The sequence below is a fragment of the Listeria ivanovii subsp. ivanovii genome (assembly GCF_900187025.1).
Taxonomy (GTDB): Bacteria; Bacillota; Bacilli; order Lactobacillales; family Listeriaceae; genus Listeria; species Listeria ivanovii.
Map to the genome: position 1 here is coordinate 1,794,920 of NZ_LT906478.1, position 25,571 is coordinate 1,820,490.

At 37.7% G+C, this 25,571-nt stretch carries 22 protein-coding genes and 1 other annotated feature; of the genes, 5 read left to right on the plus strand and 17 right to left on the minus strand.

Annotated elements, in window-relative coordinates; translation table 11 throughout:
- The first annotated feature begins 249 nt into the window (after positions 1-249).
- From CKV67_RS08885 to CKV67_RS08895, 3 genes are all read left to right on the plus strand, one after another.
- On the plus strand, positions 250-1,491 hold the full coding sequence (locus CKV67_RS08885; RefSeq protein WP_014093089.1) for a sugar ABC transporter substrate-binding protein: 1,242 nt from the start codon (positions 250-252) through the stop codon (positions 1,489-1,491).
- Positions 1,492-1,553: 62 nt separating this feature from the next.
- Complete coding sequence (locus tag CKV67_RS08890; RefSeq protein WP_003720040.1) at positions 1,554-2,447, plus strand: carbohydrate ABC transporter permease; 894 nt, start codon at positions 1,554-1,556, stop codon at positions 2,445-2,447.
- A 17-nt stretch (positions 2,448-2,464) separates the two neighbouring features.
- Complete coding sequence (locus tag CKV67_RS08895) at positions 2,465-3,295, plus strand: carbohydrate ABC transporter permease (RefSeq protein WP_003748256.1); 831 nt, start codon at positions 2,465-2,467, stop codon at positions 3,293-3,295.
- Between the two features lie 49 nt (positions 3,296-3,344).
- Here the strand turns inward: CKV67_RS08895 and CKV67_RS08900 are convergent, their stop codons facing one another.
- Together CKV67_RS08900 and gltB are read right to left on the minus strand one after the other, a co-directional pair.
- Entirely contained in the window at positions 3,345-4,814 is a 1,470-nt protein-coding gene (locus CKV67_RS08900; RefSeq protein WP_014093090.1) for a glutamate synthase subunit beta, read from the minus strand.
- Between the two features lie 14 nt (positions 4,815-4,828).
- The gene (gltB, locus tag CKV67_RS08905) at positions 4,829-9,421 is read right to left on the minus strand and encodes a glutamate synthase large subunit (protein ID WP_014093091.1); all 4,593 of its coding nucleotides are present in this window, start codon (positions 9,419-9,421) and stop codon (positions 4,829-4,831) included.
- A gap of 193 nt (positions 9,422-9,614) precedes the next feature.
- On the opposite strand from gltB, the gene CKV67_RS08910 reads away from it, so the two are divergent.
- On the plus strand, positions 9,615-10,502 hold the full coding sequence (locus CKV67_RS08910) for a glutamate biosynthesis transcriptional regulator GltC (protein ID WP_025279991.1): 888 nt from the start codon (positions 9,615-9,617) through the stop codon (positions 10,500-10,502).
- Here CKV67_RS08910 and CKV67_RS08915 read toward each other — a convergent pair.
- The 14 genes from CKV67_RS08915 to CKV67_RS08980 all read right to left on the minus strand — a co-directional run bounded on the left by CKV67_RS08915 (position 10,499) and on the right by CKV67_RS08980 (position 24,014).
- Complete coding sequence (locus CKV67_RS08915) at positions 10,499-11,017, minus strand: GNAT family N-acetyltransferase (RefSeq protein ID WP_014093093.1); 519 nt, start codon at positions 11,015-11,017, stop codon at positions 10,499-10,501. The genes CKV67_RS08910 and CKV67_RS08915 overlap by 4 nt on opposite strands.
- Positions 11,018-11,019: 2 nt before the next feature.
- Positions 11,020-12,126, minus strand: a complete 1,107-nt coding sequence (locus CKV67_RS08920; protein WP_014093094.1) for an iron-containing alcohol dehydrogenase family protein — start codon at positions 12,124-12,126, stop codon at positions 11,020-11,022.
- 91 nt (positions 12,127-12,217) lie between these two features.
- Positions 12,218-13,033: an amino acid ABC transporter substrate-binding protein gene (locus CKV67_RS08925; protein ID WP_014093095.1), complete on the minus strand. Its 816-nt coding sequence runs from the start codon at positions 13,031-13,033 to the stop codon at positions 12,218-12,220.
- The gene (locus tag CKV67_RS08930) at positions 13,034-13,681 is read right to left on the minus strand and encodes an amino acid ABC transporter ATP-binding protein (protein ID WP_014093096.1); all 648 of its coding nucleotides are present in this window, start codon (positions 13,679-13,681) and stop codon (positions 13,034-13,036) included.
- Between the two features lie 9 nt (positions 13,682-13,690).
- Positions 13,691-14,332 (minus strand): amino acid ABC transporter permease, encoded by a 642-nt coding sequence (locus CKV67_RS08935; RefSeq protein ID WP_025279992.1) that lies wholly within the window; start codon positions 14,330-14,332, stop codon positions 13,691-13,693.
- 54 nt (positions 14,333-14,386) lie between these two features.
- Positions 14,387-14,626, minus strand: a binding site (T-box leader).
- A gap of 101 nt (positions 14,627-14,727) precedes the next feature.
- Positions 14,728-15,768 (minus strand): sensor histidine kinase, encoded by a 1,041-nt coding sequence (locus CKV67_RS08940; protein WP_014093098.1) that lies wholly within the window; start codon positions 15,766-15,768, stop codon positions 14,728-14,730.
- Between the two features lie 19 nt (positions 15,769-15,787).
- Complete coding sequence (gene ade, locus CKV67_RS08945) at positions 15,788-17,527, minus strand: adenine deaminase (protein WP_025279993.1); 1,740 nt, start codon at positions 17,525-17,527, stop codon at positions 15,788-15,790.
- 19 nt (positions 17,528-17,546) lie between these two features.
- Entirely contained in the window at positions 17,547-18,005 is a 459-nt protein-coding gene (locus tag CKV67_RS08950; RefSeq protein ID WP_014093100.1) for a hypothetical protein, read from the minus strand.
- A 20-nt stretch (positions 18,006-18,025) separates the two neighbouring features.
- On the minus strand, positions 18,026-18,901 hold the full coding sequence (locus tag CKV67_RS08955) for an SDR family oxidoreductase (protein WP_014093101.1): 876 nt from the start codon (positions 18,899-18,901) through the stop codon (positions 18,026-18,028).
- Between the two features lie 69 nt (positions 18,902-18,970).
- On the minus strand, positions 18,971-19,648 hold the full coding sequence (virR, locus tag CKV67_RS08960; protein WP_003748279.1) for a two-component system response regulator VirR: 678 nt from the start codon (positions 19,646-19,648) through the stop codon (positions 18,971-18,973).
- Between the two features lie 61 nt (positions 19,649-19,709).
- On the minus strand, positions 19,710-21,689 hold the full coding sequence (locus CKV67_RS08965) for an ABC transporter permease (protein WP_014093102.1): 1,980 nt from the start codon (positions 21,687-21,689) through the stop codon (positions 19,710-19,712).
- The gene (locus tag CKV67_RS08970; protein ID WP_014093103.1) at positions 21,679-22,446 is read right to left on the minus strand and encodes an ABC transporter ATP-binding protein; all 768 of its coding nucleotides are present in this window, start codon (positions 22,444-22,446) and stop codon (positions 21,679-21,681) included. Before CKV67_RS08970 ends, CKV67_RS08965 begins: the two co-directional genes overlap by 11 nt.
- Before the next feature lie 153 nt (positions 22,447-22,599).
- Positions 22,600-23,493 (minus strand): carbon-nitrogen hydrolase family protein, encoded by an 894-nt coding sequence (locus tag CKV67_RS08975; RefSeq protein WP_025279994.1) that lies wholly within the window; start codon positions 23,491-23,493, stop codon positions 22,600-22,602.
- Between the two features lie 17 nt (positions 23,494-23,510).
- Entirely contained in the window at positions 23,511-24,014 is a 504-nt protein-coding gene (locus CKV67_RS08980; protein WP_014093105.1) for a hypothetical protein, read from the minus strand.
- Positions 24,015-24,192: 178 nt separating this feature from the next.
- Here CKV67_RS08980 and CKV67_RS08985 point away from each other — a divergent pair, with 178 nt between their 5' ends.
- The gene (locus tag CKV67_RS08985) at positions 24,193-24,723 is read left to right on the plus strand and encodes a shikimate kinase (RefSeq protein WP_301182147.1); all 531 of its coding nucleotides are present in this window, start codon (positions 24,193-24,195) and stop codon (positions 24,721-24,723) included.
- A 27-nt stretch (positions 24,724-24,750) separates the two neighbouring features.
- Here the strand turns inward: CKV67_RS08985 and CKV67_RS08990 are convergent, their stop codons facing one another.
- On the minus strand, positions 24,751-25,305 hold the full coding sequence (locus CKV67_RS08990) for a hypothetical protein (RefSeq protein ID WP_014093107.1): 555 nt from the start codon (positions 25,303-25,305) through the stop codon (positions 24,751-24,753).
- Positions 25,306-25,571: the final 266 nt, after the last annotated feature.

Here is a 25,571-nt window from a genome sequence, read left to right on the forward strand (position 1 = left end):
AACCATTGGTATGCATAGTATTAAGTGATAAACAGAAAAAAGTTTCTGCAATTCACTTGAAACCGATTACATTATATACTATAATAACCTTGTCGAAACGTTTCTATAGAATATTCAGTATGTGAATTAGTTTTCACAATTTGTTTTTCCCCGTACGTAGCAAGCTTTGTTCCGTACAACTTGTTTTATTTCATATACTTCAGTCATAAAGAGTTGTTTTGAAAAAAACCAAAAAATGGAGGAAAAATCATGAAAAAAAAGATGTTTGCACTATTAGCTTTGTTGTTATCACTTAGTTTAGTTCTTATGGCGTGTGGGTCAAAAGATGATGCAAATTCAAGCGATTCTAAAGTATTAAATGTTTGGGCTATGGGAGATGAAGCCAAATCTTTAAAAGAGCTAGCACTGAAATTCACAAAAGAAACGGGCATTGAAGTAAAAGTTCAAGTTATTCCTTGGGCAAACGCACATGACAAGTTACTGACTGCGGTAGCTTCCAAATCTGGTCCTGATGTTGTCCAAATGGGTACAACGTGGATGCCTGAATTTGTCGAAGCTGGTGCATTACTGGATATTACAAAAGATGTAGAAAAAAGTAAAAATATGAATTCCGACTTGTTTTTCCCTGGTTCAGTGAAAACAACTCAATTTGATGGAAAGACTTATGGTGTTCCATGGTATGCAGAAACCCGCGTGCTCTTCTATCGTACTGATTTACTGAAAAAAGTTGGTTACGCTGAAGCGCCAAAAACTTGGGATGAACTATCAGATGCTGCTTTAAAACTTTCCAAACGCGGCAAAGATATGTATGGATTCGCAGTAGATCCTAATGAACAAACGACTGGTTTCATTTTCGGTCGTCAAAATGGTTCTCCTTTGTTTGATAAAAATGACCAACCAGTTTTCAATAAAGCGCCTTTTGTTGGTGCTGTTTCTTACCTAGACAGCTTCATTAAAAACGGTTCAGCTCCTGATACTGATCTTGGTTTAGATGCTTCTCAAAGTTTTGGCGGTGACGGTATCGTTCCAATGTTCATGAGTGGCCCTTGGATGGTTAATACATTAAAAGACACGGCACCTGATATTGACGGCAAATGGGCAACTGCGGTTTTACCTAAAAAGGAAAATAACATGTCTAGTCTTGGTGGAGCCAATCTTTCTATTTTCAAATATAGTGATAAAAAAGAAGATGCTTTGAAATTCATGGATTACATGAGCCAACCTGACGTGCAACTTTCTTGGTTAAAAGATACGAACTCGATGCCTGCTCGTATGGATGCATGGGAAGATGATATGCTCAAAAACGACCCTTACTATAAAGTATTCGGCGAACAAATGAAAACAGCTGAACCAATGCCGCTAATTCCTCAGTTTGAAGAAATTGCTCAACTATACGGTAAATCTTGGGAACAAATTTATCGTGGTGGTGCGGATGTACAAACACAAATGGATACCTTTAACGATCAAGTAGAAACGCTTCTTAAAAAATAACGAATAAAAAGGGCAAATATAGGTAGCACAGCTATTTGCCCTTTTAGAATGGAACTGATGTTATGAAACAATTTTTAAATAAAAACACACCCTATTTGTTTATTTCGCCAGCACTATTTTTACTTCTTCTGTTTTCGCTCCTACCAATTATGCTTGCTTTCGTTATTAGTTTTACTGATATTGATTTAGTTGGGCTCGCGGACTATTCAAAGATTAACTTTATTGGTTTTGATAATTACGTCAATATTATGCAAGACCCGGTATTTTTAAAATCCATTTTTAATACACTCTTCTATGTTATTATCGGGGTTCCGCTTGTTATTATTTGTTCGCTTGGTATTGCTCTTATGATTAACTTTTCACAAGCAAAGATTTTCCAATTTTTCCGCTTAATTTTCTACACTCCTTCGATTACAAACGTTGTCGCTGTGGCAGTTGTTTGGAGTTACTTATATAATCCACGGTTCGGTTTACTTAACTACTTACTTTCTTTCCTAGATTTAGGACCTGTCCCGTGGCTGCAAGACCCTACTATCGCAAAGCTTTCCTTGATTGTGCTGGCTGTATGGCGTGCAATCGGTGTTAATATGATTATTTTCTTAGCAGCACTTCAAGGCATTCCCAAAGAATACTATGAAGCGGCCTCCCTTGACGGAGCAAATAGTCGACAGCAGTTATTTAAAATTACCGTTCCAATGCTTCGTTTTGCGATATTCTTCGTAACGGTTACAACAATGATTGGTTGGCTGCAATTCTTCGAGGAACCATTTGTTATGACAGAAGGCGGACCACTGGATAGCACGAATTCCGTCGCCCTCTTCATCTATCAAAACGGTTTCCAACTTAGTAAATTTGGTTATGCCGCTGCCGGATCGTTTATATTGTTTATCGCGATTATTATTATCACGCTTATCCAATTCCGAATCCAGCGCAAAAATAATGGCGGGGATATTTAAGAGAGGAGTTTTTATACATGAATCAATATAAGCAAAAATCGCGTGGCTCTAAAATTGCCGTAATTGCCATTTTGACGGTTGGCGGATTCTTTATGATTTTACCGTTCATTTGGATGGTTCTCTCCTCTTTAAAAACGGATGCTGAAATTTTAAAAATCCCGCCAACGATTTGGCCAGAAACATTTACCCTTGATAATTTCACGAAATTATTTACAGAGATGGACTTTGCTATCTACTTAAAAAATACCTTAATTATTGTTTTCTTCTCCTTCTTCGGATTGTTTTTAAACGCGATGGCTGGTTATGGTTTTGCGAAATTTAAGTTTAAAGGGAAAAACAAACTATTCTATCTTGTCCTTGCAACGATGATGATTCCTGGACAAGTAACGATGATCCCAGTTTACTTGCTATTAAATGCAGCTGGACTTACGAATACAATGACAGGGATTGTGCTTCCAGGACTAGTTGGCGCCTTTGGGATTTTCTTATTCCGGCAATTTATGTCGACAATTTCAGACGATTTATTGGAAGCAGCTCGACTGGATGGTGCGAGTGAGTTTTACATTTTCTGGCGGATTATCATTCCGATTTCTCGCCCCGTTCTCGCGGTGCAAGGAATTCTTACCTTTATCGCTGGCTGGAATTCCTTCTTATGGCCATTAATTATTGCTAATGACGAGAAGTTCTATACCTTATCAGTTGGCTTACAACTTTTAAAAGGACAATATGGCAGCAATTACGCACTTCAAATGGCTGGGGCAACATTCATGGTTATTCCGATTATCTTGATATTTATGATTTTCCAAAAGTATATTTTAAAAGGTTTCAATGTTTCTGGAATGAAATAATTGACAAACAAAAAGCTTATTCGGGCAGTCGAATAAGCTTTTTGTTTTATTATGGTAAAAAAGTTTCTCCCATCAAGTAAAAGTCCACTTCCCTAGCAGCTTCACGACCTTCTGCGATAGCTGTTACAACTAAACTTTGACCATGACGAGCATCACCACAAGCGAAGACACCTTCTTCATTTGTGCGATAAAATCCTTTTGCTGCGTCGATGGTGTGACGGTCTGTTTTGTTTACACCAAAATTAGTAAAAATATCTTCTGTCGTTCCGGCAAATCCGATGGCAATAAGCACCATATCTACTTCGAAAAATTTCTCGCTACCCTCGACTGGTGTGTATTTTCTTGTGGCCGTGTCTTCTACTACTTCTACTGTATGAAGACCAATGAGGTTGCCTGCTTCATCTTTTTCAAATGCAGTTGTATTAATGAGATATTCACGTGGGTCTTTTCCGTAAACCGCTACTGCTTCTTCGTGCGCATAGTCCATTTTAAAAACGCGCGGATACTGAGGCCACGGGTTTTCGCTTTTTCTTAATTCTGGCAATTTATCTTGAATCCCAAATTGATAAATACTTTTCGCACCTTGTCTAAGGGCAGTTGCCACACAATCCGCACCTGTATCTCCGCCACCAATAATAACGACATTTTTACCTTTTGCTGAAAGAGTTTGAACGCCGCCGTTATCTAAATTATCACGTGTACTTTGCGTTAAATATGGAACAGCGAAATGAATCCCTTTTGCATCACGTCCAGCAAGTGGAATATCGCGTGCGTTACCAGCTCCAGTTGCAAGAACGACAGAATCATACTCGCTACGTAATTCAGCGAAACTAATATCACTACCTGCTGCAACACCTGTAATAAACTCAATCCCTTCTTCTGCCATCAAATTCACTCTACGGGTTACTTGTTCTTTTTCTAGTTTCATTGTCGGGATTCCGTACATAAGCAAGCCACCAACACGATCACTTTTTTCAAATACGGTAACACTATGTCCTGCTTGATTCAGTTGATCTGCACACGCTAAACCTGCTGGGCCAGAACCGATAACTGCAATTCGTTTACCAGTACGGTGTTTCGGAGGGGATGGTTTAATCCAGCCTTCTTCAAAACCGCGGTCAATAATCGCTTTTTCAATAGATTTAATTCCTACTGCTGGTTCAGAAATTGCGACTGTACAAGCACCTTCACATGGTGCGGGACAAATCCGTCCTGTAAATTCCGGAAAATTATTCGTTTTTAAGAGTAGTTGCAATGCTTCATACCAATCACCACGGTATACTGCATCGTTCCACTCTGGAATTAAATTATGCAGCGGACAACCTGATACGCCATTTTTTATTTCCATTCCGACGCTGCAAAAAGGAACACCACAATCCATACACCTGGCTGCTTGTATCGTTAAATCCGCTGCCGGCATTGGTAAACTATATTCATTCCAATCGCGCGTTCGGCTTTTCGGATCACGTCCTGGCGAAGGAATCCGATCATATTCCATAAATCCAGTTGCTTTTCCCATGTTTTCACTCCTCCCTATTTCACCACAGCGGCAATTATTTTTCCATCTTTATGTTCATAAAAGGCTTGTAATTCAGCTTCGTCATGCGTTTGTCCTGCCTGTTCTAACGTTTCAATTCGTGTAAGCATCATTTCATATTCATTTGGAATAACGAAAAGAAAGTTAGCTTTTTCTATTTCCCAGTTAGTGAGAATTGTTTTGGCAAATTCACTTCCTGTTAAGTTGGCATGTTGTTCGATTAATTGCTTCAGTTTTGCTAATTCTGTTACGGAAGAAATCGCTCGACTCGTCACTAGCTCATGATTAATTTTCGCTTGGGTGCTTGGTTTATTAGTCGTGTAAAGATAAGCAATTCCACCAGACATTCCAGCTGCAAAATTCTCGCCAATTTCGCCAAGGACAACTACTGCCCCGCCTGTCATATATTCACAACCATTATCGCCAATGCCTTCAACAACTGCGGTCGCTCCACTATTTCTTACTGCAAACCGCGCACCTGCACGACCATGCATATAGGCTTCTCCACCAGTTGCTCCGTAAAGGGTTACATTGCCGACTATCGCTGAATCATGTGGATTAATAGGCGTTTTCTCATCTGGGCTTACGATTAGTTTACCTCCCGATAGTCCTTTACCAAAGTAATCATTGGCATCCCCGTGAATTCTGAGTGTCATCCCAAGTGGCGTATAAGCGCCAAAACTTTGGCCAGCTGAACCAGTAAAATCAAGCGATATGGTATCTTCTGGAAGCCCTACCGCTCCGTACTTCTTGCTAATAAACGAACCAGCAATCGTTCCAATAGCACGGTCAACGTTGCGAACATCGAAGGATCCAGTTACTTTTTCCGCGTTATCTAAAGCCGGCTTAATTAATGGAACAATTTCACGCATATCTAGTGTTTGCTCGATTTTGTGGTCTTGCTGTTTCGTACAGTATTGAACTTGGTTTTTATAAAAATCGTCACTATAAAGCATCTTCGAAAAATCAATATACTTTGCTTTCCAGTGTGTTTCTTTTTTCTCGTGGGTGGTTAAAAATTCTTTATGACCGATGACTTCTTTCAAACTTCTAAAGCCGAGTTCAGCCATCATTTCTCGCATTTCTGCCACTATGAAATGGAAGAAATTTACTACATAATCCGCAGAACCACTAAATTTTTTGCGAAGTTCCGGATTTTGAGTCGCGACACCAACCGGACATGTATCTAAGTGGCACACACGCATCATCACACAGCCGAGCGTTACAAGAGGAGCTGTCGCAAAACCAAACTCTTCTGCACCGAGCATAGCCGCAACTAATACATCTTTACCAGTCATTAGTTTTCCGTCTGTCTCCACGACCACTTTGTTACGCAAGCCATTCAGAAGAAGAGTTTGGTGCGTTTCAGCTAGTCCAATTTCCCACGGGACACCCGCATGGCGAATACTCGTTCTTGCCGCCGCGCCAGTTCCACCTTCATAACCACTAACTAAAATAACATCTGCATTTCCTTTCGCCACGCCAGCTGCAATCGTTCCAATCCCTGTTTTTGAAACAAGTTTGACATTGATGCGCGCATTTTGATTGGCATTTTTTAAGTCAAAAATCAGTTGTGACAAGTCTTCAATCGAATAAATATCATGATGTGGAGGTGGCGAAATGAGCCCAACTCCAGTCGTCGAGCCACGTGTTTTCGAAATCCACGGATACACTTTATTTCCTGGTAAATGACCACCTTCACCGGGTTTTGCACCTTGCGCCATTTTAATTTGCAACTCTTCGGCATTCACCAAGTAATGACTTGTCACACCAAAACGACCGGATGCAATTTGCTTAATCGCGCTTCTACGCCAGTCGCCATTTGCATCTGGTTTAAAACGATTTGGGTTCTCTCCACCTTCTCCGCTATTACTTTTCCCGCCAATCCGGTTCATCGCGATAGCAAGCGCCTCATGAGCTTCTTGACTAATGGACCCATAAGACATTGCACCTGACTTGAAACGTTTGAAAATCACCTCTGCCGGCTCCACCTCGTCCAATGGAATTGGCTTCCGATCACTAGTGAAAGTTAATAGCCCTCTTAAAAAGGCATTACTTTGGTTTTGCATTAAATCAGAATAAAGATTATACGTTTCCCGGTCATTTTCTCTTGTTGCTTGTTGTAATGAATGGATTGCCAGTGGATTATACACATGGTATTCGCCGTTTGAACGCCATTGGTATTCGCCACCTGTATTTAATGTAAAACTTTGGTAGCCAATATCATGATATGCTTCCCGGTGACGCAACCAAGCTTCTTGGGCGATAACGTCCAGCGGAATTCCACCAATCTGAGAAGCCGTTCCTGGGAAGTAATTAGCTATAACATCGTCCCCAATTCCAATCGCTTCAAAAATTTGCGCACCTCGATAACTTTGGACAGTCGAGATACCCATCTTGGACATGATTTTCAAAATTCCATCCGTGATTGCTTCGATATAACGGCTTTCTGCTTCATCAAGGGAAAATCCTTTCATTCGCCCTTCTTGAATCAAACCGGCAAATGTATCAATTGCCAGGCTCGGGAAAACAGCGTCTGCTCCGTATCCAATTAAAAGCGCACATTGATGAACATCTCTTGCTTCCGCTGTTTTTATGACAAGGCTCACTTTTGTTCTCGTTCCAGCTTTAACAAGATGATGATGTAAACCACTTATAGCAAGTAAAGATGGAATACCAATCAAGTCCTTATTTATATCATCATCCGTTAGCACTATTAGTTCTGCTCCAGCCGCAATTTTTTTATCCGCTTCTGCAAATAGTTGTGTCAGCCTAACATCTAACGTATCTCGTTCCTCTGCTTTAAATAACATCGGCAAAGTGGCAGTTGGTTTGGCAAATTTTGTTTGAACTAGCAACGCGGCAAATTCTCTTCGCGATAAAATGGGTGTTTTCAAGCGAATCCGGTTAGCATTTTTCGCAGTGGGATTTAAAATGTTTCCTTCATCGCCAAGAAGCGTCATGGCAGAAATTACTGTTTCTTCACGAATTCCATCAATTGGCGGATTGGTTACTTGAGCAAAAAGTTGTTTAAAGTAATTGAATAGTACTTGTGGGCGCTGACTTAAAACAGCTAGTGGCGCATCATAACCCATTGCCCCCATTGGATCTTTTTTCTCGGTTACCATCGGAATCAATATTTTATTTAGTTCGTCTTGCGTATAGCCAAATGCCCGTTGTTTTTTAAAGCGTACAGATTTATCCATTGATTCGTAGTGTAAATCAGCAGTTACTAAATCAGCTATTTCTGTCATTTCAGTATTTAACCATTTACGATACGGTTTTTCGGTTGTTAAATTATCTTTTAGTTCTTTATCTGTGACAATTCGACCTTCTTCTAAATCAATCAGCAGCATTGTGCCAGCGCCAACTGTTTCTTTTCGGATAATCTCTCTTGAATCCACTGGCACTACCCCGGTTTCAGAGGAGTAAATAATTGTATGGTCTTTTGTTTCATAATAGCGTGCTGGTCGTAATCCATTTCTATCTAAAATCGTTCCAATAACACGACCGTTCGTAAAGGAAATAGAAGTTGGTCCGTCCCATGGTTCCATAAGTGTACTATGATACTCATAAAAAGCTCGTTTTGGATCAGTCATATGTGGATTCTTATCCCACGGTTCGGGAATAAGCATCATTGCTGCATGAGGCAACGAACGACCGGATTGCACTAAAAACTCCAAAGCATTATCAAGTGTCGCTGAATCACTACCACTTTCATCAATAATTGGTAATAATTTAGTTAGATTATCGCCAAAAACATCGGATTCCGCTCGTTTTTCTCTTGCTTTCATCCAATTGACATTGCCACGTTGCGTATTGATTTCCCCATTATGAATTAAATAACGATACGGATGCGCACGTTCCCAACTTGGGAAAGTATTGGTTGAAAAACGTGAATGCACTAGGGCAAAAGCTGATACATAAGCCGGATTAGCTAAATCTAAATAATATTGATTAATTTGTTCTGGAAGTAGCATTCCTTTGAAAATAATTGTTCTAGTAGATAAACTTGGAACGTAGAAAGTTTCGGTGATTTTTTCTGAGTTGCTTGCGAATTTCTCAATTTGCTTTCTAATCAAATAAAGCGCCCGTTCAAATTCAGCTTCATTTAATGCTTCGTTTTTTTGGACAAATAATTGGTAAATGGCTGGTTCCGTTTTTCTAGCACCAGCTCCGACTTTAGTCACATCTGTTGGCAACTTGCGCCAGCCTAAAAAGTGCTGTCCTTCTGCCGAAATTAGTTTTTCCGCTTCTTCCATAAGAAGCTCTCGTTCGGTTTTATTCTGCGGAAAATTAAACATTCCTACTGCATAATGATATTTTTCAGGTAGTTCGATACCTAGCTTAGCACATTCGCGTCGAAAGAAAGAGTCAGAAATTTCAAGTAAAATACCAGCCCCGTCGCCCGTATCTCCACCAACTTCTCCACCACGATGTTTTAATTGGCAAAGCATATGGATACCTTGCTCCACAATTTTATGAGAAGAAATCTTTTTAATATTAGCCACAAATCCAATTCCACAAGCATCGTGCTCATTTTCCGGATTATACAGACCGTGCTTTTTCGGTAAATTAGTTTGTTTCATCCTAGTTCCTCCTCTTCAAAACCGAATCCTCCAACCGTTTATCGTGAGAATTGTACAAATTAACTGACAATTAACTTGCGATTCAGCTTACCTTACATTTCTTGTAGTATCTATTTTATTCCTTTTCATTTATCGAAACAATATATATAATAGAACAAAACAATCTCATTTTGAGAACAATCGGAGGTACAGAATGGAACTTAGACAGTTAAAGTATTTTATGGAAGTAGCCCGCGTCGAGCATATGACCAAAGCCAGCGAGAATTTACACGTAGCCCAATCTGCCGTTAGTAGACAGATAACTAAATTAGAAGAAGAACTTGGTGTACCTTTATTTGACCGAATTGGCCGAAATATGCAACTAACAAGTGTCGGTCAAGACTTCTTAAATCAAGCCACCATTGCTTTAAACGAGTTACAAAAAGCCGAAGCTCTCGTCACTGAATACATTGATCCTGCTAAAGGAACTGTCCGGGTTGGTTTACCAAATTCGCTTTCCACCAAAGTATTGCCTTCCGTTATTTCTGCTTTTCGAGAAAAATATCCACAGATTACTTACCAATTTATGGAAGGGACCAATGAAGAACTCACTGAAATGCTTATTAGCGGTGTACTAGATATGACTTTTCTATCTCCCGTTCCAGAATCAGATGACCAAATGGAAGCTGTTCGTTTCTTTGATGAAAAGCTCAAATTAATCGTTCCCAAAACGCACCCCCTTGCGGAAAATTTTAATGTCTCGCTCAAAGAACTTGCAAAGGAAAAATTCGTACTCTATCCTGAAGACTTTGATTTATATAAAATTGTTACAAACACAGCTATCAAAAAAGGGTTCGAACCAGAAATTGCTTTTCAAAGTCGCGATTTTTATACAATCCAAGGCTTAGTAGGTGCTGGTCTTGGCATTAGCATTCTACCAGAGATGATTTTGGATGGTGCCATTTTTAAAGAAACGAAAAGTATTGCTTTACAAGATAAGGAGCTGCGGCGTTCAGTTGGAATTATTACCACAAAAAAACGGAACCTATCCCCTTCTGAGAATTTGTTCCGTTCCTTTATTATTTCGTTCTTTTCTAATTAGTCGTTAGCAGTAAATGCTTCTGGATATTGAATCGTACCTTGCAGATTTTCTAAGCTACCATCATATAATTCTAATAACATATAATATTCTGCAGGTACATCAAAAGGGGCAGGAATACCAAATGTTTCCGAAGTTATAAAGCCAAATCGCGGATAATAATCAGCATGTCCGAGCACAGCAACGGCCGGATAAGCTTTTTCGCGTGATAAACGAATACCTTCTTCCATTAGTCTGGAGCCAATTCGACTCCCTTGAAACTCAGGAAGAACAGCGAGTGGTGCTAACCCTAAAATAAACCTACTCTTATTTTCTGTTTGAAGTGAAATCTCACTAAACATAATATAGCCAACAATGCTTCCGTCTTCTGCTTCTGCAACAAGGGATAGGCCAGGTTGATAATGCTCTGAATCACGGATTTTCTCAATTAAGTCTGCTTCGACTGATCCCTTAAAAGCTTGTTCATTCAAATGACGAATTGCTTGATAGTCTTTAGGTTGTTCCATTCGAATAATCATTTTTACTTATTCACTCGCTTCATCGCCATACTATCTTCTAACTGTTTCATCGCATTTAAAACAACAGTTGGTGTCATCGCGCCTGGCATCATATGAATTGTTTCATGATCTTCTGTGGCACGCCGAGCAACAGCAATTAGTGTATCCTCAGAAAGTGTCGCAAGTCCCATATCATACAAACTAGTAGGTAAGCCGAGTTTGGAATAAAACGGTAATAATCGTTCCATTTCGTCCCATCTATTTTCGATAACCAGTTGGACTAAAATACCATAGGCAACTTTATTTCCGTGAAGTAAATGGTGTGTTTCTGGAACCATGGTTAGTGCATCATGAATCGAGTGCGCACCTGCACAGCGACCGTAGTCATCCCCAAAACCACCAACCATTCCACCAACTAAAATATTCGTTTCAATAATTTTGATAAAGGCTTCATTAAGTTCTTGTTTATCCATTGCTAAAAGCGCTTCTTCACTAAAATTCAGTAAATTATCATGACACATTTTGGCAGCAATATGGGCAATTTCTATTTCCACCGATTTCACCTTAAGAGATTGAATAATAACATCCGCTTCATACCATTTTGCCAGCGTGTCGCCAATACCCGCAACGAGTAATTCTTTTGGCGAATCAAGAATCATTTCTGGATCAATTAGTAGTAACGCATTGCTACTAGCAAAAACGTCATAACGAATCATCGCTCCTTCAACGTCATACATAACGCTAAGTGGAGTATAAGCTGCACATGTAGAAGCAAGTGTCGGTAAAATAATGACTGGTAAGCGTAAAACTGCGGCTGCCGCTTTCGATACATCAGCTACCTTCCCGCCACCAACCGCAATGATAGCATCCATATTATTAGATTTCATTATCGCTACCAGACGATCACGTTCCTCATATGTAGAAGCACCGTTATATGTTTCAAAAGTGGATGTAACGGCTGATAGTGTTGGGAATTTTTGCTTTGCAACTTCCCAAGATGCGTTACCACGAACAATTAATACATTTTTTAATCCACGACGTTCTAAGTGGACAGGTAGTGTATCCCATGCACCTACTTGACATAAATATTCTTGCGGAGCTCCACGAACAATCAATTCTTTATTCAACAAACTTCATCCCTTCTGTCTGGCACGGTCGGATATTCGGCTGCGACATTTATAACTCAAATTGTATAGGAACTTAAACCTACTGTCAATCTAGCTATTGTTTCGCGATTTCATCATCACCAAACCATTTTTTACTAATTTCTTGCATTTTCCCTTCCTTATACAATGTTTGGAAAGCATCATTTACTTTAGTTTGTAGTTTCTTATCACTTTTACGCATACCGACAGCGAAATCTGTTGCATCAAAACCACCTGTTACGATGTTATAATCATCTTTATTTTTTTGTTTATCAATATAATAACGTGCATAAACTTCATCAATTATTAAACCATCCATTCGTTTGTTGTTCAAATCAATAAATGCGACATCAAAAGTATCATATAATTCTGGTTCATTGTTTGTAATAATATCCGTTAAAACTTCTGGTTTCTTCGCCATGTCATCAATGGAACTTGCTCCGTTTTGAGCGCCTAGTGTTTTATCTTTCATATCACTAAATTTGGTAATATTACTTGATTTGAGTGTTACTAGCACTTGTTCATTTTTCATGTAAGGGTTACTAAAAGCGACTTTTTTCTTTCTAGCATCCGTTACTGTATATCCATTCCAAATCAAATCAATCGAGCCATTTTTCAATTCTGATTCTTTCATTGTCCAATCAATCGGTGTGAACTTGACTTTAATCCCATATTCCGCAAAAACTGCTTTAGCCAAATCAATATCAAAACCAACTAAATTATCCTCTTTATCACGAAAGCCCATGGGTACAAAACTATCATCTAAACCAATCACGACTTCTTTATCTTTTTTGATTCGATTCCACTGGTCTTCTTTTGATTCACTATTCCCGCAAGCTACAAGCGTTAATGAGATAATTGCAATGACAGCTATTAGTAATCCTTTTTTCATTTATATTGCCTCCTTTTTTAGTGGTTCCACTTCTAGCATTTGATCGGCTACTTTTTCAGCAAAGGCATGGTCATGAGTAACAATGATTTGCGTAATACCAACTTTTTTTAAACTTAAAATTAGTGATGCGACATGATCACGTAAATCGGGGTCTAACGCGGAAGTTGGTTCATCAAAGAGCAATACCTTGGGATTCATTGCCAGCGCCCTAGCAATGGCAACTCGTTGTTTTTGCCCGCCAGATAATTGATACGGCATGCTATCTGCTTTATCAGCTAAATCAAGTAGACCGAGTAGACGTTCTGCTTCTTTTTTTGCCATGTCTTTTTTTGTTTTCCGAGCAAGCGTTGGAGCTAAAATCAAATTATCCATCACACTTAAATGAGGAAATAAGTGAAATTCTTGAAAAACAACGCCAATTGTATTTTCAACATCTTTTCTAGACATTGGATCAATTTTTTCCCCGTCAATCAAAATCTCGCCCGAATCCATTTTTTCAAGTCCGCTAATACAGCGCAGTAAAGTTGTTTTCCCACCGCCAGAAGGACCTACAATGGAAAGAATCTCGCCATCTTTTAGGGATAGATTAACATTATCTAAAATTATTTTTTGATCAAATTTCTTTGTTAAGTTTTTAATTTCCAACATTTTTTCACCTCATTTATAATAACTAAAACGTTTTTCCAGTTGTTTGAATAGTACCGTTAAAATAGCGGTTAATGCTAAGTAAATAGCTGCAACTAATACGAGTGGAATTAAGGTAACATCTCTACTCATCGCAATTTTCCCTGCTCGAAGTAAGTCGCCAATTCCAAGAATATAAACTAAAGAAGAATTTTTTACTAGATTAATGACCTCATTCCCAATTGCTGGAAGTACTCGTTTAACTACTTGCGGTAAAACTATTTTCCTGAGGGTTTGCGCATAGGTTAGGCCAAGAACTTTGGCACTTTCATATTGACCATTTTCGATGGATAAAAATCCGCCACGAAAGATTTCTGCAAAGTACGCAGCATAATTTAAAATAAAGGCAAGAAAGACAGCATCCATCCGATCGAAAACAATACCAATTATTGGCAAACCATAATAAATAAAAATTAATTGTAAAAGTAGTGGCGTTCCCCGCATAATCCAAATGTAAATATTTAAAATAAACTTCAGTGGTGCAATTTTACTGACATTCCCAACTGCCACCACCGCACCTAAGGGAATCGAACAAACAAGGGTCACGGCAAAAACTAACAAGGTTGTTTTTACTCCATCAAGTAATGCTGGTAAAATTTCCATAATATAGTCCATTTAAATTCGCTCCTTTTTACATAAAAAAATCTCGTCCTCCTGGCATCAAACTGCCAAGAGGACGAGAATAATATTCACGTGGTTCCACCTCAATTTACTAATACTTCACAGTACCAGCCTCCGTTAGTGCTAGACTAACAAGCTATAACGGGCTTTCCCGAATTCACCTACTTATGACTTTTCAGCAAACCAGCTCCTAGATGTGTTCGATAACGCTATCTTTATCCTTTCGCACCAACCAAGGACTCTCTTTTAAAAGAATCACGCTCTACTTATTCTATTCAACGCTTTTACTTCTTCTTGCTAATACTCTACCACGACAAAGCGACATAGTCAACCATTTTTTACATAAAAAAGCAGCAAACAAAGAACGCTTTTTTGTTTACTGCTTTTGACTATTCTTTTGCAATTAATAAATAATCATCTTTTTGTTCAAAGTACAATTTTACTTCTGTACCTTGTTCGCTTTTTGACTCAATACAAATTTCGTGACCTAATTTTTTAGCCATTTGTTTTGCAAGATAAAGTCCCATGCCAGTGGCTTTCTTTTCTTGTCGGCCGATGTTACCTGTAAAGCCTTGCTCAAAAACTCGTGGCAAATCTTCCTCTTTAATTCCGCGACCATTGTCTTTGATATGAAGTACTTTTTTGCCGGTTGTTTCTGTATCACACCAAATTTTTATTTCGCCACTTTCTTCGGTGTATTTCAAGGCATTAGATATAACTTGATCGAGTATAAAACCAAGCCACTTACTATCCGTCCGTACATCGATATCGACATCTTGCAAATCAAGTTTCATTTTCTTCCCGATAAAAAGCTTTGAATGCCGTTTCACAGATTCTCGAACCACTGCGCCAAGGTTTTGTTCTTGAATGAAATAGTCTTTGGAAAAAGTGTCTAGCCGAGAAAAATAGAGTGCTTGCATAACCAGTTTATCAATCGTTGTTAGTTCTTCATCAATTTGCTGAAAAATAGTTTTAGTATCATTTAAATCAGGGTTATTGATTAACATTTTGCTTGCGACAACTGGTGTTTTCACTTCATGCACCCAATATAAAATAAAGTCATGATATTCTTGCTGCTTATCTTGCAATTTGCTTATAGTCCGCAGCTCTTCCCGATGTTTTTTTGCCATCAATTGATTAAAAAAGGCTTGCTCTCGGGTTCTTGGTTTTGGTAAAAGTTCAATAATATTTTCTTCCATTTCTCCACTTACAAGCTCTTCCATTTCACGCCAGTAACTGTATTTAAAGAAATAGCCTAACACAAGGTAAGCCAGTAAGAAAACAAAAACAAAGATATATAAATAAATGAAATTACCTAGTGTTAGTTTGCTGTTAGGATCGATGGAAATGAGGACTCCGACAAAAAACATAATACTACAAAAAAACAATAAGAAAAATCGTTTATCTTTAATATAATTCCACCAATTCATATTGATTGCCTCACTTTCATTAGTTTACTTCATTCGGGATAATTTGGAAGGTTGCAAAGTCGAATAAACCTTGATCGGTTAATTTTAATTCAGGAATAACTGGTAATGTTAAAAATGATAAAGTTAAAAATGGATCGAATCCCGTCGCTTGGCTGATTTGTTGAAATGCTTTTAAGAGCCCTGCCAAATCCTCTTCCACTTCCTCAAAAGAACGATCACTTAACAGCCCAGCAATTGGTAAAGCTAAATCGTGTAACACTTTTCCAGAAGCATCTACTACCGCTATACCACCACCACAACTTGTTACATGGTTAATTGCGGCTTCCATCGCTTCATCGGTTACTCCAACTGCGACAATATTATGCGAATCATGTGCGACAGTAGTGGCAATTGCACCTTCCGTTAAGCCGAACCCTTTCACAATACCTACACCAATGTGACCTGTGTCATGATGTCGTTCCACTACAGCCATCTTGAGTAAGTCTTTACTTATCGATGGCACAAACAAACCAGCTTGAATGCTAACTTCTTCTATTAGTTTTTTGGTAAATAAGCTATTTGGTTGCATGCCAATGACATAACAAGTCGCTTTTTTGAGCGGAAGTTCTAACTCTTTTTGTGTTAAGTGATGGTTGATTTTTGGCGATACAAATTGTGTGGTTTTTTGTTGCTGAAAGGCCGTTTCATTTCTAACACCATTTTCGACTACTACGCTACCATTTTTTAACACTTTAGATATTTCCACCGTTTGTAAATCTTTTAGAAAAACAATGTCTGCTTGATATCCAGCTGCAACTGCCCCTAAGTATGGCAGATTATGACAATTTGCCGCATTGATTGTCGCCATTTGAATCGCTGTGATTGGCTCTATTCCATTTTCAATTGCTAGACGGATATTATAATTAATTGAGCCTTCGGTGATTAAATCATTAATTAGTTTATCATCGGTACAAAAGCAGAAACGATGGCTATTTTTTGATGTCACTGCTGGAATTGTCGCAAGTAAGTCGCGACCCACTGTCCCTTCGCGAAGCATCACAAACATGCCAGCTCGCAACCGATCAATCGCTTCGGTTGCACTAGTACTCTCGTGATCTGTCCGAATACCAGCAGCTAAATAGTTGTTCAAATCAGCGCTAGTTAATCCTGCCCCATGTCCATCAATCCGACCGCCTTCTTTTTTAGCATCGATAATCTTCGTTAAAATATCTGCACTTCCTTTTGCTACAGATGGAAAATCCATCACTTCAGCAAGGCCAATTACTTTTTCATGGGAATAAAGCGGGTGAAGTTTTTCTGCATGGAGTGTTACACCATTATGCTCACCCTCTGTTGCTGGGACAGAGGATGGAAGCATCACAAACATATCCAGTGGCACACCTTCCGCATTCTCTAGCATAAATTCAATCCCTCTTTCACCGGCCACATTCGCAATTTCATGTGGATCGGTAATAATGGTTGTAACGCCATTTGGTAAAAGGACACGGGCAAACTCAGCTGGTGTCACCATCGCGCTTTCTACATGGACATGCGCATCAATAAAACCAGGAACGATAAACTCTCCTGCCGCATCGATTACTTTGTCAGCTTTAGGAAAATGACCAATTCCAGCAATATAACCGTTTTTAATGGCAATGTCTCCTTCGATAATTTCTCCGGAAAAAACATTGATAATTCGTCCATTTACAATAACTAAATCTGCATTCGCCCGTCCATCACTGACTGCTATACGCTCTTGCAGTTGTTTTAAATTCTCCACGCAATTTCGCCTCCGTTAATTATACTTCAAAAAAGCCTTCGTCAAGTAAGTATCCTTCTGCCCCTTCAATTGTTGGAAAAACAGCTTCCAAATTTTCACCTGTATAAACAACCCACATCTCATTTTCATAAACAAGTGATAGTTTGTCGCCCCTATTATCTTGATATATTTTGGTAAGTCCTTCTTTATAACCAGCTTCATCTTTGTCCATATATTCTTTTGCTTCCTCTAATAGCACGCGAATTTCATTTTCCGAGTAATCTTTTACGTTAACATAGCCTTGTTTATCCAGCGGCTCTACTTCTAAGAACGGTGCGTAAATAAAAGCATTACCATTCGGATGTAAGTGTTTGACGATGATTTTTTTATCACGCTTGCTTGCTGGATAGTGTACGTTCACACGGTCCATTGAAATTTCATGCAGTTCAAAACCACTAATTGACTCTATTAATGCTTTTTTTTCTTCAAAATTCAACATAATGTTTGTTTGCCTCCAAATTAATTTTCTTTTAAAATTGCTGTCACGAGTTCAGGTAACCACGCTTGTAAATCGTCGAATCTAAAACCTGCCTCCGTCGCCTTTGTGTTATCAAGATAATACGTTTTTTCAATTCCAAATGGGGAATCGTCTTTATCATCTGTTACTTCTTCTACAATCGCATTCTGTCCCGTTTTTGCTTCAAGCATATTGATGAAACCATTTAAAGAGTAGGTTCCATTGGATGCAGCATTGATTGGTCCAGTAATTTCAGAGGATACACCAACCCATTCTAAGAAACGTGCAGCTTCATCTGAAGTAATAAAGCCAATTTCGGCCTGACCATTACTTATACCAATTTCTTGTTGGTTTTTGATATGTTCCAAATGGAAATGCAGACGTTTCGTATAATCGTCCGTTCCAAGTACAATCGGAAAACGAACTGCCACGACTGGAAAAGACGCTTTTTGGAAAAATATAGCTTCCGACAAACGCTTCCCTTCTCCGTAATCAAAATCTTCTTTATCACCAATAACAATTTCATAATGATTTGGATTGAAGTCTTCTTCTACTAAGGCACGCCCTTTTTGACTATACACCGATAAAGAAGAGGTAAATATGTATCGTTTTACTTTTCCTTTAAAAGCATCCACAGCATAAAGTGCTTCCCGCGGTGAGAAACAAATATTATCGTAAATAACATCCCAATTTTCTTTCGCTAATTGAAACAAATCATCCCTAGATTCGCGATTTAACACAACATGTTTCACTGCATTACCAAAATCGTCTTTCGTCTTCCCTCTAGTGCCTATCGTAACATCATGTCCCGCTGCAACTAGGCGCTCTACTAATTTCTTTCCAAAAAAACGTGTACCACCGAATACGAGTATTTTCATGTTAACTCCTCCTTATTTACGAAAAACAGGAAGGACGCCATTCATTTAGCGCTATCTTCCTGTTAGTAATCACTCAATCATATAGCCTTGCCCTTTTTTCGTTTTAATAAATTCATCTAGCCCGATTTCTGCTAGTTTTTTACGAATCCGAACGACATTAACTGTAAGTGTATTATCATCGACAAAGCTTTCATCTTCCCAAAGTGCACGCATAATCTCATCTCGGCTTACAATGCTTCCTTTTTGTTTCATGAGTTCATATAAAATCAGAAACTCATTTTTAGTTAATTCGATTTTATCTTCTAGATGGGTTAAAGTGTTTGTGTCAATATGCAGGAAGACATTGTTATGTTCCATTACGTTTGCTTCTTCTAAATCTGCATAGGAGTAAGTCCGTCTGAGTAGTGCGTTAATCCGAGCCATTAAAACATCTAAATCAACTGGCTTCTCAATGTAATAATCTGCTCCCATATTCATTCCCATAATTTGATCCATTCGTGAATTACGGGAAGATAAAAAGATAATCGGTACATTAGAAACTTCCCGGATTTGATTACACCAATAAAATCCGTCAAAGAAAGGCAAATTCACATCCAAAATAACCAATTGGGGTTCAAAAGCTAAAAATTCTTGTAAAATATTATTAAAATCATCTACCACACCTATTTCAAATCCCCATTTGCTTAAATGTTTACGAATTGTGTCGCGAATTACCTCATCATCTTCTACTATATATACCTTTACCATCTCTTGTACCTCCTTGGCAGAACTCTCTTTTCATTTTAGCTGAAATAACTTCAAAAGCCAATTACTTTTTATCTGCAGTTACAATTTTGGTAAATGAATTGACACATAAAACATAATAAGCACCGAAACATAGCATATAAATACCAGTTCCAATTAAAACGGGATACTTAATATTATCAATTAAATTAATCGATATTCCCCAAAGCGCGACCATTGAATGCGCAATTCCGAAAAATAATGGAATAACAAAAATTGGCCAAATTTGTTTAGAAATAATCTTTTTTATCTCTTTTTCCGTAACACCTAGTTTGAATAAAATATCGAACTTACTTTTCTCCGTCACAGCATCCGTTACTAATTTAAAGTAGATGATACTTCCTGTTGCTAAGAAAAAGACAATTCCGATAAAGACGCCAATAAACAGCAAGGAGCCAACAAGAATGGAAATCATGTGATAATTCGTATAATATGAAGAAACATCTTCAGAAAAAAGCGAAGGCTTACCGTCGACAACCGTTTGGACCTTTTTATCTAACTCCTCACTATGACTTGGATTTGTTATATCAAACATACCTACTGATTCAGGCTTAGTAAGTTTTTTTATATCATTATAGTAATCATCTGATACCACCAATGTTTCATAAGAAATACCGGTATTAAAAATCGAAAACTCTCGAAAATCAATTACTTTAATCGGGCTGATTTTTATCGCATTTGGCTTATCAGTTTTTACAATCATTTCTCTAGACAACCATTTGTCTTGAATTTCTTTTCGAGCAAAATAAGCGTTTTTGCCAAGTAAGATTGCATCGCCATATTGTAATTTTTTCGGCGCAATAAAATTTCTTTGCTGTTTAGCAGCTATTCGGTTATATTCAGCTTCCGAAACAACTGGATGAATCATTTCTCTAGGTTCTCCATTTTTATTATAACTATCTCCATATTCCAGTGTTGCACGGACCATTTCTGTTTTCATCAAACTCTTTAATTGGTGATTTTTATCTGTATTGATGGTTTGAATGATGTCTTTTTCATTTTTTGCAGTCATATTACGCACTTGATAGCTAGAGGGGTTTTCCTCGCTAATATTCCCCAGTGTTCTCACATAAAAACTACTCATCGAACCAATTATCGTGAGGGTAGTAGCGCTAAGAACAGCAATCATAGCAATAGTACTAGCATTCTTTTTCAAGCGAAAACGAAGCGAGGTAATGCCAATCATATTCGTGCCCTTATAAAAGAAATGCTTATTTTGATAGAGTTTCTGAATTACATAAGGCGTTCCAAATCGAACCGTTAACCAAGTTCCTAAAATAACAGCACACAAAATCAATAATATTAAATCAAAAAAATCATACTTCAACCAAATAGATGATTCTTCCACATTGCTAGTAGCTAAATAGTACCCAAAGCCAATTAACGCTAGTCCAACTATCATGAGCAATAATGAACCTTTTGCCACTTTTTCTTCTTTATCATCGTTTTTAAATAATTGACTTAAATTATAACGCAATATGATAAAACTAGCATAAACAGACGTAAATAACATAATTCCTAAAAACACCATGATTGTATCGGTAATAGCAGGAAACGTAATAATAAACTCCGCATTTATCGCTAGTCCAACAATCCAAAATAATACCATTGCAAACATTTTCGAGAAAAATATTCCAAGTAAAATACCGAAAAAAGTGGCTAGCATATACATCATTGCATTCTCATAAAATAACACTAAAGCAATTTGGGATTTACGTAACCCTAACAATGAATATAAACCAATTTCGCGTTTCCGTCTTTTAAGAAAAAAACTATTCGAATAAAAAATAAAAAAGCAAATAAACAGGATAAGAATGACACTCGCCGCCGAAAAAATTGCTGGTCCAAATAATTCCCAACGAGTAAAAACTTTATCAATCAATGGGTTATAGGACAAAGATACAAACGTGAAAAAGACAAGTACACAAACAATTAGCGATACAAAATAAACGATAAATTGCGTAAAGTTCTTCCGCATATTAGTTAATGCTACCTTAAATAACATCATTTTCATCCCCCCCAAGAAGTGCTAAAACATCTAACACTTTTTGGAAAAATTGCTTTCTCGAATTATTTCCACGATAAATTTCCGTGAAAATTTCCCCGTCTTTAATAAACATAATTCGTTCACAATAACTAGCAGCAAATGCATCATGTGTAACCATCATGATAGTCGAATCACGCACATCTTTTGCATGAGACAATCCTTCTAGTAGGTTAGTTGCCGATTTGGAGTCAAGTGCTCCAGTTGGCTCATCAGCAAAAATAAGTGTTGGTTCGGTTATCATTGCTCGGCAAACTGCTGTTCGTTGCTTTTGTCCACCTGAAATATCATTAGGAAACTTATTCCGTTGTTCATAGATTCCAAACTGGCGCGCAACTAGCTCAAATCGTTCATCTATTTCTTTTTGTTTCACATGGGATAAAGCAAGTGGTAAAACGATGTTATCTTTTACCGTCATTGTATCTAACAAATTATAATCTTGAAAAATAAATCCTAGCTGATCTCTTCTAAAAACAGCTAGTTCTTTTGCTTTCATTTTCGAAAGTTTTTTTCCACCAATCTCAATCTCACCAGAAGTAGGTTTATCAATGGAGGATAACACATTAAGTAAAGTTGATTTTCCTGCACCGGATGGCCCCATTATACCGACAAATGATCCTTTTTGTATTTCAAAGCTGATACTTCCTAGGGCAGAAAATAAATTTCCTTTTGAACCATATACTTTTCTAACTTTGTGCGCTTTTAGTACTGTCTCCATTCGCTTCCTCCAGTTACACAATATTATTTGCCTATTTTACCTTAAATTACAAGAAGATACTATGGGCTATAGTTGTATTTATTAAAAATTTAGGGAAAATGGAAAAAGCGATTAATCTACTAGACTAACCACTACAAAAATTTTTGTCCACCTTTAATCATTTCTTATAAATGGTTTATTTACTTCTGGATTTACTAATGTTGTGTAAGTCTCAGGCTTCCGGTAAGCATTTCCCCAAACTTCAACCTCCCGAAAATTCCTTATCGCTTCTAAATCAAATTCGGCGATATAAATTGCTTCTGAAACATCATCTGCTTGAACAATCACGTTATCCAGATAATTACCATAATTATCAAAAACTATTGGAGAAAAAGCACATGACTGCCCCCAATTGTTTCCAGGATAATTAGCCATGGCAACCCCCACCATATTTTCAAAAGCTCTTGTGCTAAGTTGATTGATGCGAGCCGGGTTCATATCACATGCGTTAGGAACAAGAATAATCTCAGCCCCATTTAGCATAAGTTCCCTTGCACTTTCTGGAAATTCGCGATCAAAACAAATCATTACACCTAGTTTAATTCCGTCAAATTCACAGACTTTAAATTCCGTTCCATGCTGTAATAAACGTTCTAATGAAAAATCACATGTATGCACTTTAGCATAGTCTAAAATAATCTCCCCATTTCGGTCAATCATAATCGCAGTATTTTGTCGTTTTTTAGCTATTTTTGATAAATAAGTAGCACAAATATCAACCTGATACTCTTTCGCATGCTTTTTAAGCGCCATTATATACGCACTGTTAAGTTCTACGCCATTATCTAACCAATTAGTGCGTTCGTCTGTAAAATTAGGCTGGAGTGGCTTATCAAACGCCTCATCAAAAGGGGTAGCATAACCATTTGACCACATTTCTGGAAAAAGGACTAAATCTGCACCTTGATTTGCCGCTTCTTTTATATGTTGCAAAGCTAATTTTAAGTTGGTGGCTTTTTGATTAGGTACCGCTTTTTTCTGTACTAAGGCAATTTTTAACATAGGCAAACTTCCCTTCTATTGTTCTAAAATTTTTTCTTATCGATAAAAATCTCAGCTCCAACAGTTTCATCATCGGCATACGTATCACACATCGAATGAATTAATGCTTCTAATTCTTCTAAACTAATAGAAACATCAGCCGCAACAATATCCCATGCCATTTCAGTACGCCCATTAATAGAAGTCATTATTTTCAAACGACCTTGCGAAAATAATTTTATCGTTGGCTTCTTAAGCTCCGTTTCTTTCACTTCATTCCATGATTTGAAGTCACCACGGTAAAGGATTCCACGTTCTGTTAGTTCCACAGTCGGCGCCGTATTGAGTAACCTAACTAACGGCCGCAAAATGCAAAGCCCGATAAATGTTAGTAAAATAATTTCTTCTATTTCATTGATGCCTTTTATATGACTAAAAACGAGATATAACAATATCCCAAATGCTATCCACAATAAACAACTTGAAAAAATCAAGCGGCGGTTAACGCCAAAATCAATTTTCTCTGTTTTTTTCTCTATCCCTGTCATTTGCTTCCTCCACTTCCACATTTCTTGCTATTTCTATTGTACTAGAAACAGGCTACAATGGAAAGGCTCTCATTCTAGAATTGACGTTCATTTCGATTAATTGTATGCTAAATGAAGAATTTCGGTTGACGTTTTTTTCATATGTGATATAATTTCTTTAATGCTTTTAAGTAGTAAAATGTACGAACTGAAAAAGGAGGAGAACATCATCGATCAAGTTATCTTAATTGGCTTCATGGGAGCTGGAAAAACAACCGTTGGCAATATACTAGCGAAACTAGCTGATTTACCGTATATCGATATTGACGAGGTTATTACTCATGAACAAGGAATGAGTGTATCCGATATTTTCGCCAAATATGGCGAAAAAGAATTTCGTCGTTTAGAGCACGAAAAATTAAAAGAATTAGCTAATACGAAAGCCGTTATTGCAACGGGCGGTGGTATCGTTCTAAATCCTGAAAATAGAGAAGTACTTAAAAACACATACCCTGTGATTTATTTAGAGACGAATCCAGCAGTATTTATGAACCGGCTTAAAGGCGATACAACGCGCCCACTTGTCCAACAAAAAACACCTGAAGAGATTCGCGCTATTTTTGAACCACGAATGAAGCATTATGAAACTTCTGCGGATTTTATTGTTAATACCGATAATCGCAACCAGCAAGAAGTAGCAAGAGTGATTCTTGCTATGCTAGATAAATAAAAACAGCGCCTTTTCGCGCTGTTTTTATTATTCGATGCAATGTCTACACCACATATCTGGCATAACGGAAGTATAATCTTTTGTAAATGTGAGTAAATCATAAAAAATACTATCTGCATATCCTGTATCCATATTTTCGATTTTGTTTAATTCGATTTCGCGATGAAGTGACTCAAGCGCTGCATCCCGAAGTGCTGGTAATACGTAGCCTGTAATTTTAATTTGTGCTAAAGCAGCGGAGATAGTAATTTGGTCTGACTGCCTTACTGCTTCACCGTATTCCGTTAGTAGCTGTTGTAAACGCTCTGCCCCATCGTCCTTAGCTGGTACATAAGTAGCTCCCTTCACTGTTTCCATCATATACTTCGGAAATACAGCTAAATTAAGACCTTGGTCACTCTTATCGCTAAAATATTCCTCTAAACGCTTCAATACTTCTAAACCATCAGCATTTCCAAAAGGACCAAATTGATCTGTCTTATCTAAATAAAAACCCGCTTTGAAATGATCTCTAAAATGTGGATGAGTCGTCTCGATTGCCAGAAGTTTTTCTGGTTGATCAATGTACATGGTTATTGCCATTTTATCCGTTCCTCCATTCATGTGAAATCTGTTACATTCATCTTATCAAATTTTGCTAGCTTTTAAAAGGAGAATAATTATGACAAATAATCAACAATTTCAGCAGGTATTTAATGCTATTTTTGTATTTTAATTAACTTCTTAATTAAAAAAAGTATATAATTCATCTTTTTTTGAGTTAAAAAGTTAAAATCTACTCTTTTGACCAATTTTTCATTTCGTGGTTAAATAAAGACGCGGCTTGATTTAGCAATAATCATGTCTGT

Excerpts from the sequence above, each read along its gene's own strand:
- CKV67_RS08925 (WP_014093095.1), bottom strand. The coding sequence starts at position 13,033 with ATGAAAAAAGGATTACTAATAGCTGTCATTGCAATTATCTCATTAACG.
- CKV67_RS08965 (WP_014093102.1), bottom strand. The coding sequence starts at position 21,689 with ATGTTATTTAAGGTAGCATTAACTAATATGCGGAAGAACTTTACGCAA.
- gltB (WP_014093091.1), bottom strand. The coding sequence starts at position 9,421 with ATGAAACAAACTAATTTACCGAAAAAGCACGGTCTGTATAATCCGGAA.
- CKV67_RS08910 (WP_025279991.1), top strand. The coding sequence starts at position 9,615 with ATGGAACTTAGACAGTTAAAGTATTTTATGGAAGTAGCCCGCGTCGAG.
- CKV67_RS08885 (WP_014093089.1), top strand. The coding sequence starts at position 250 with ATGAAAAAAAAGATGTTTGCACTATTAGCTTTGTTGTTATCACTTAGT.
- CKV67_RS08935 (WP_025279992.1), bottom strand. The coding sequence starts at position 14,332 with ATGGACTATATTATGGAAATTTTACCAGCATTACTTGATGGAGTAAAA.
- CKV67_RS08950 (WP_014093100.1), bottom strand. The coding sequence starts at position 18,005 with ATGTTGAATTTTGAAGAAAAAAAAGCATTAATAGAGTCAATTAGTGGT.
- CKV67_RS08985 (WP_301182147.1), top strand. The coding sequence starts at position 24,193 with ATGTACGAACTGAAAAAGGAGGAGAACATCATCGATCAAGTTATCTTA.
- CKV67_RS08890 (WP_003720040.1), top strand. The coding sequence starts at position 1,554 with ATGAAACAATTTTTAAATAAAAACACACCCTATTTGTTTATTTCGCCA.
- CKV67_RS08895 (WP_003748256.1), top strand. The coding sequence starts at position 2,465 with ATGAATCAATATAAGCAAAAATCGCGTGGCTCTAAAATTGCCGTAATT.
- CKV67_RS08900 (WP_014093090.1), bottom strand. The coding sequence starts at position 4,814 with ATGGGAAAAGCAACTGGATTTATGGAATATGATCGGATTCCTTCGCCA.
- virR (WP_003748279.1), bottom strand. The coding sequence starts at position 19,648 with ATGGTAAAGGTATATATAGTAGAAGATGATGAGGTAATTCGCGACACA.
- CKV67_RS08990 (WP_014093107.1), bottom strand. The coding sequence starts at position 25,305 with ATGGCAATAACCATGTACATTGATCAACCAGAAAAACTTCTGGCAATC.
- CKV67_RS08980 (WP_014093105.1), bottom strand. The coding sequence starts at position 24,014 with ATGACAGGGATAGAGAAAAAAACAGAGAAAATTGATTTTGGCGTTAAC.
- CKV67_RS08970 (WP_014093103.1), bottom strand. The coding sequence starts at position 22,446 with ATGGAGACAGTACTAAAAGCGCACAAAGTTAGAAAAGTATATGGTTCA.
- CKV67_RS08915 (WP_014093093.1), bottom strand. The coding sequence starts at position 11,017 with ATGATTATTCGAATGGAACAACCTAAAGACTATCAAGCAATTCGTCAT.
- CKV67_RS08940 (WP_014093098.1), bottom strand. The coding sequence starts at position 15,768 with ATGAATTGGTGGAATTATATTAAAGATAAACGATTTTTCTTATTGTTT.
- CKV67_RS08955 (WP_014093101.1), bottom strand. The coding sequence starts at position 18,901 with ATGAAAATACTCGTATTCGGTGGTACACGTTTTTTTGGAAAGAAATTA.
- CKV67_RS08930 (WP_014093096.1), bottom strand. The coding sequence starts at position 13,681 with ATGTTGGAAATTAAAAACTTAACAAAGAAATTTGATCAAAAAATAATT.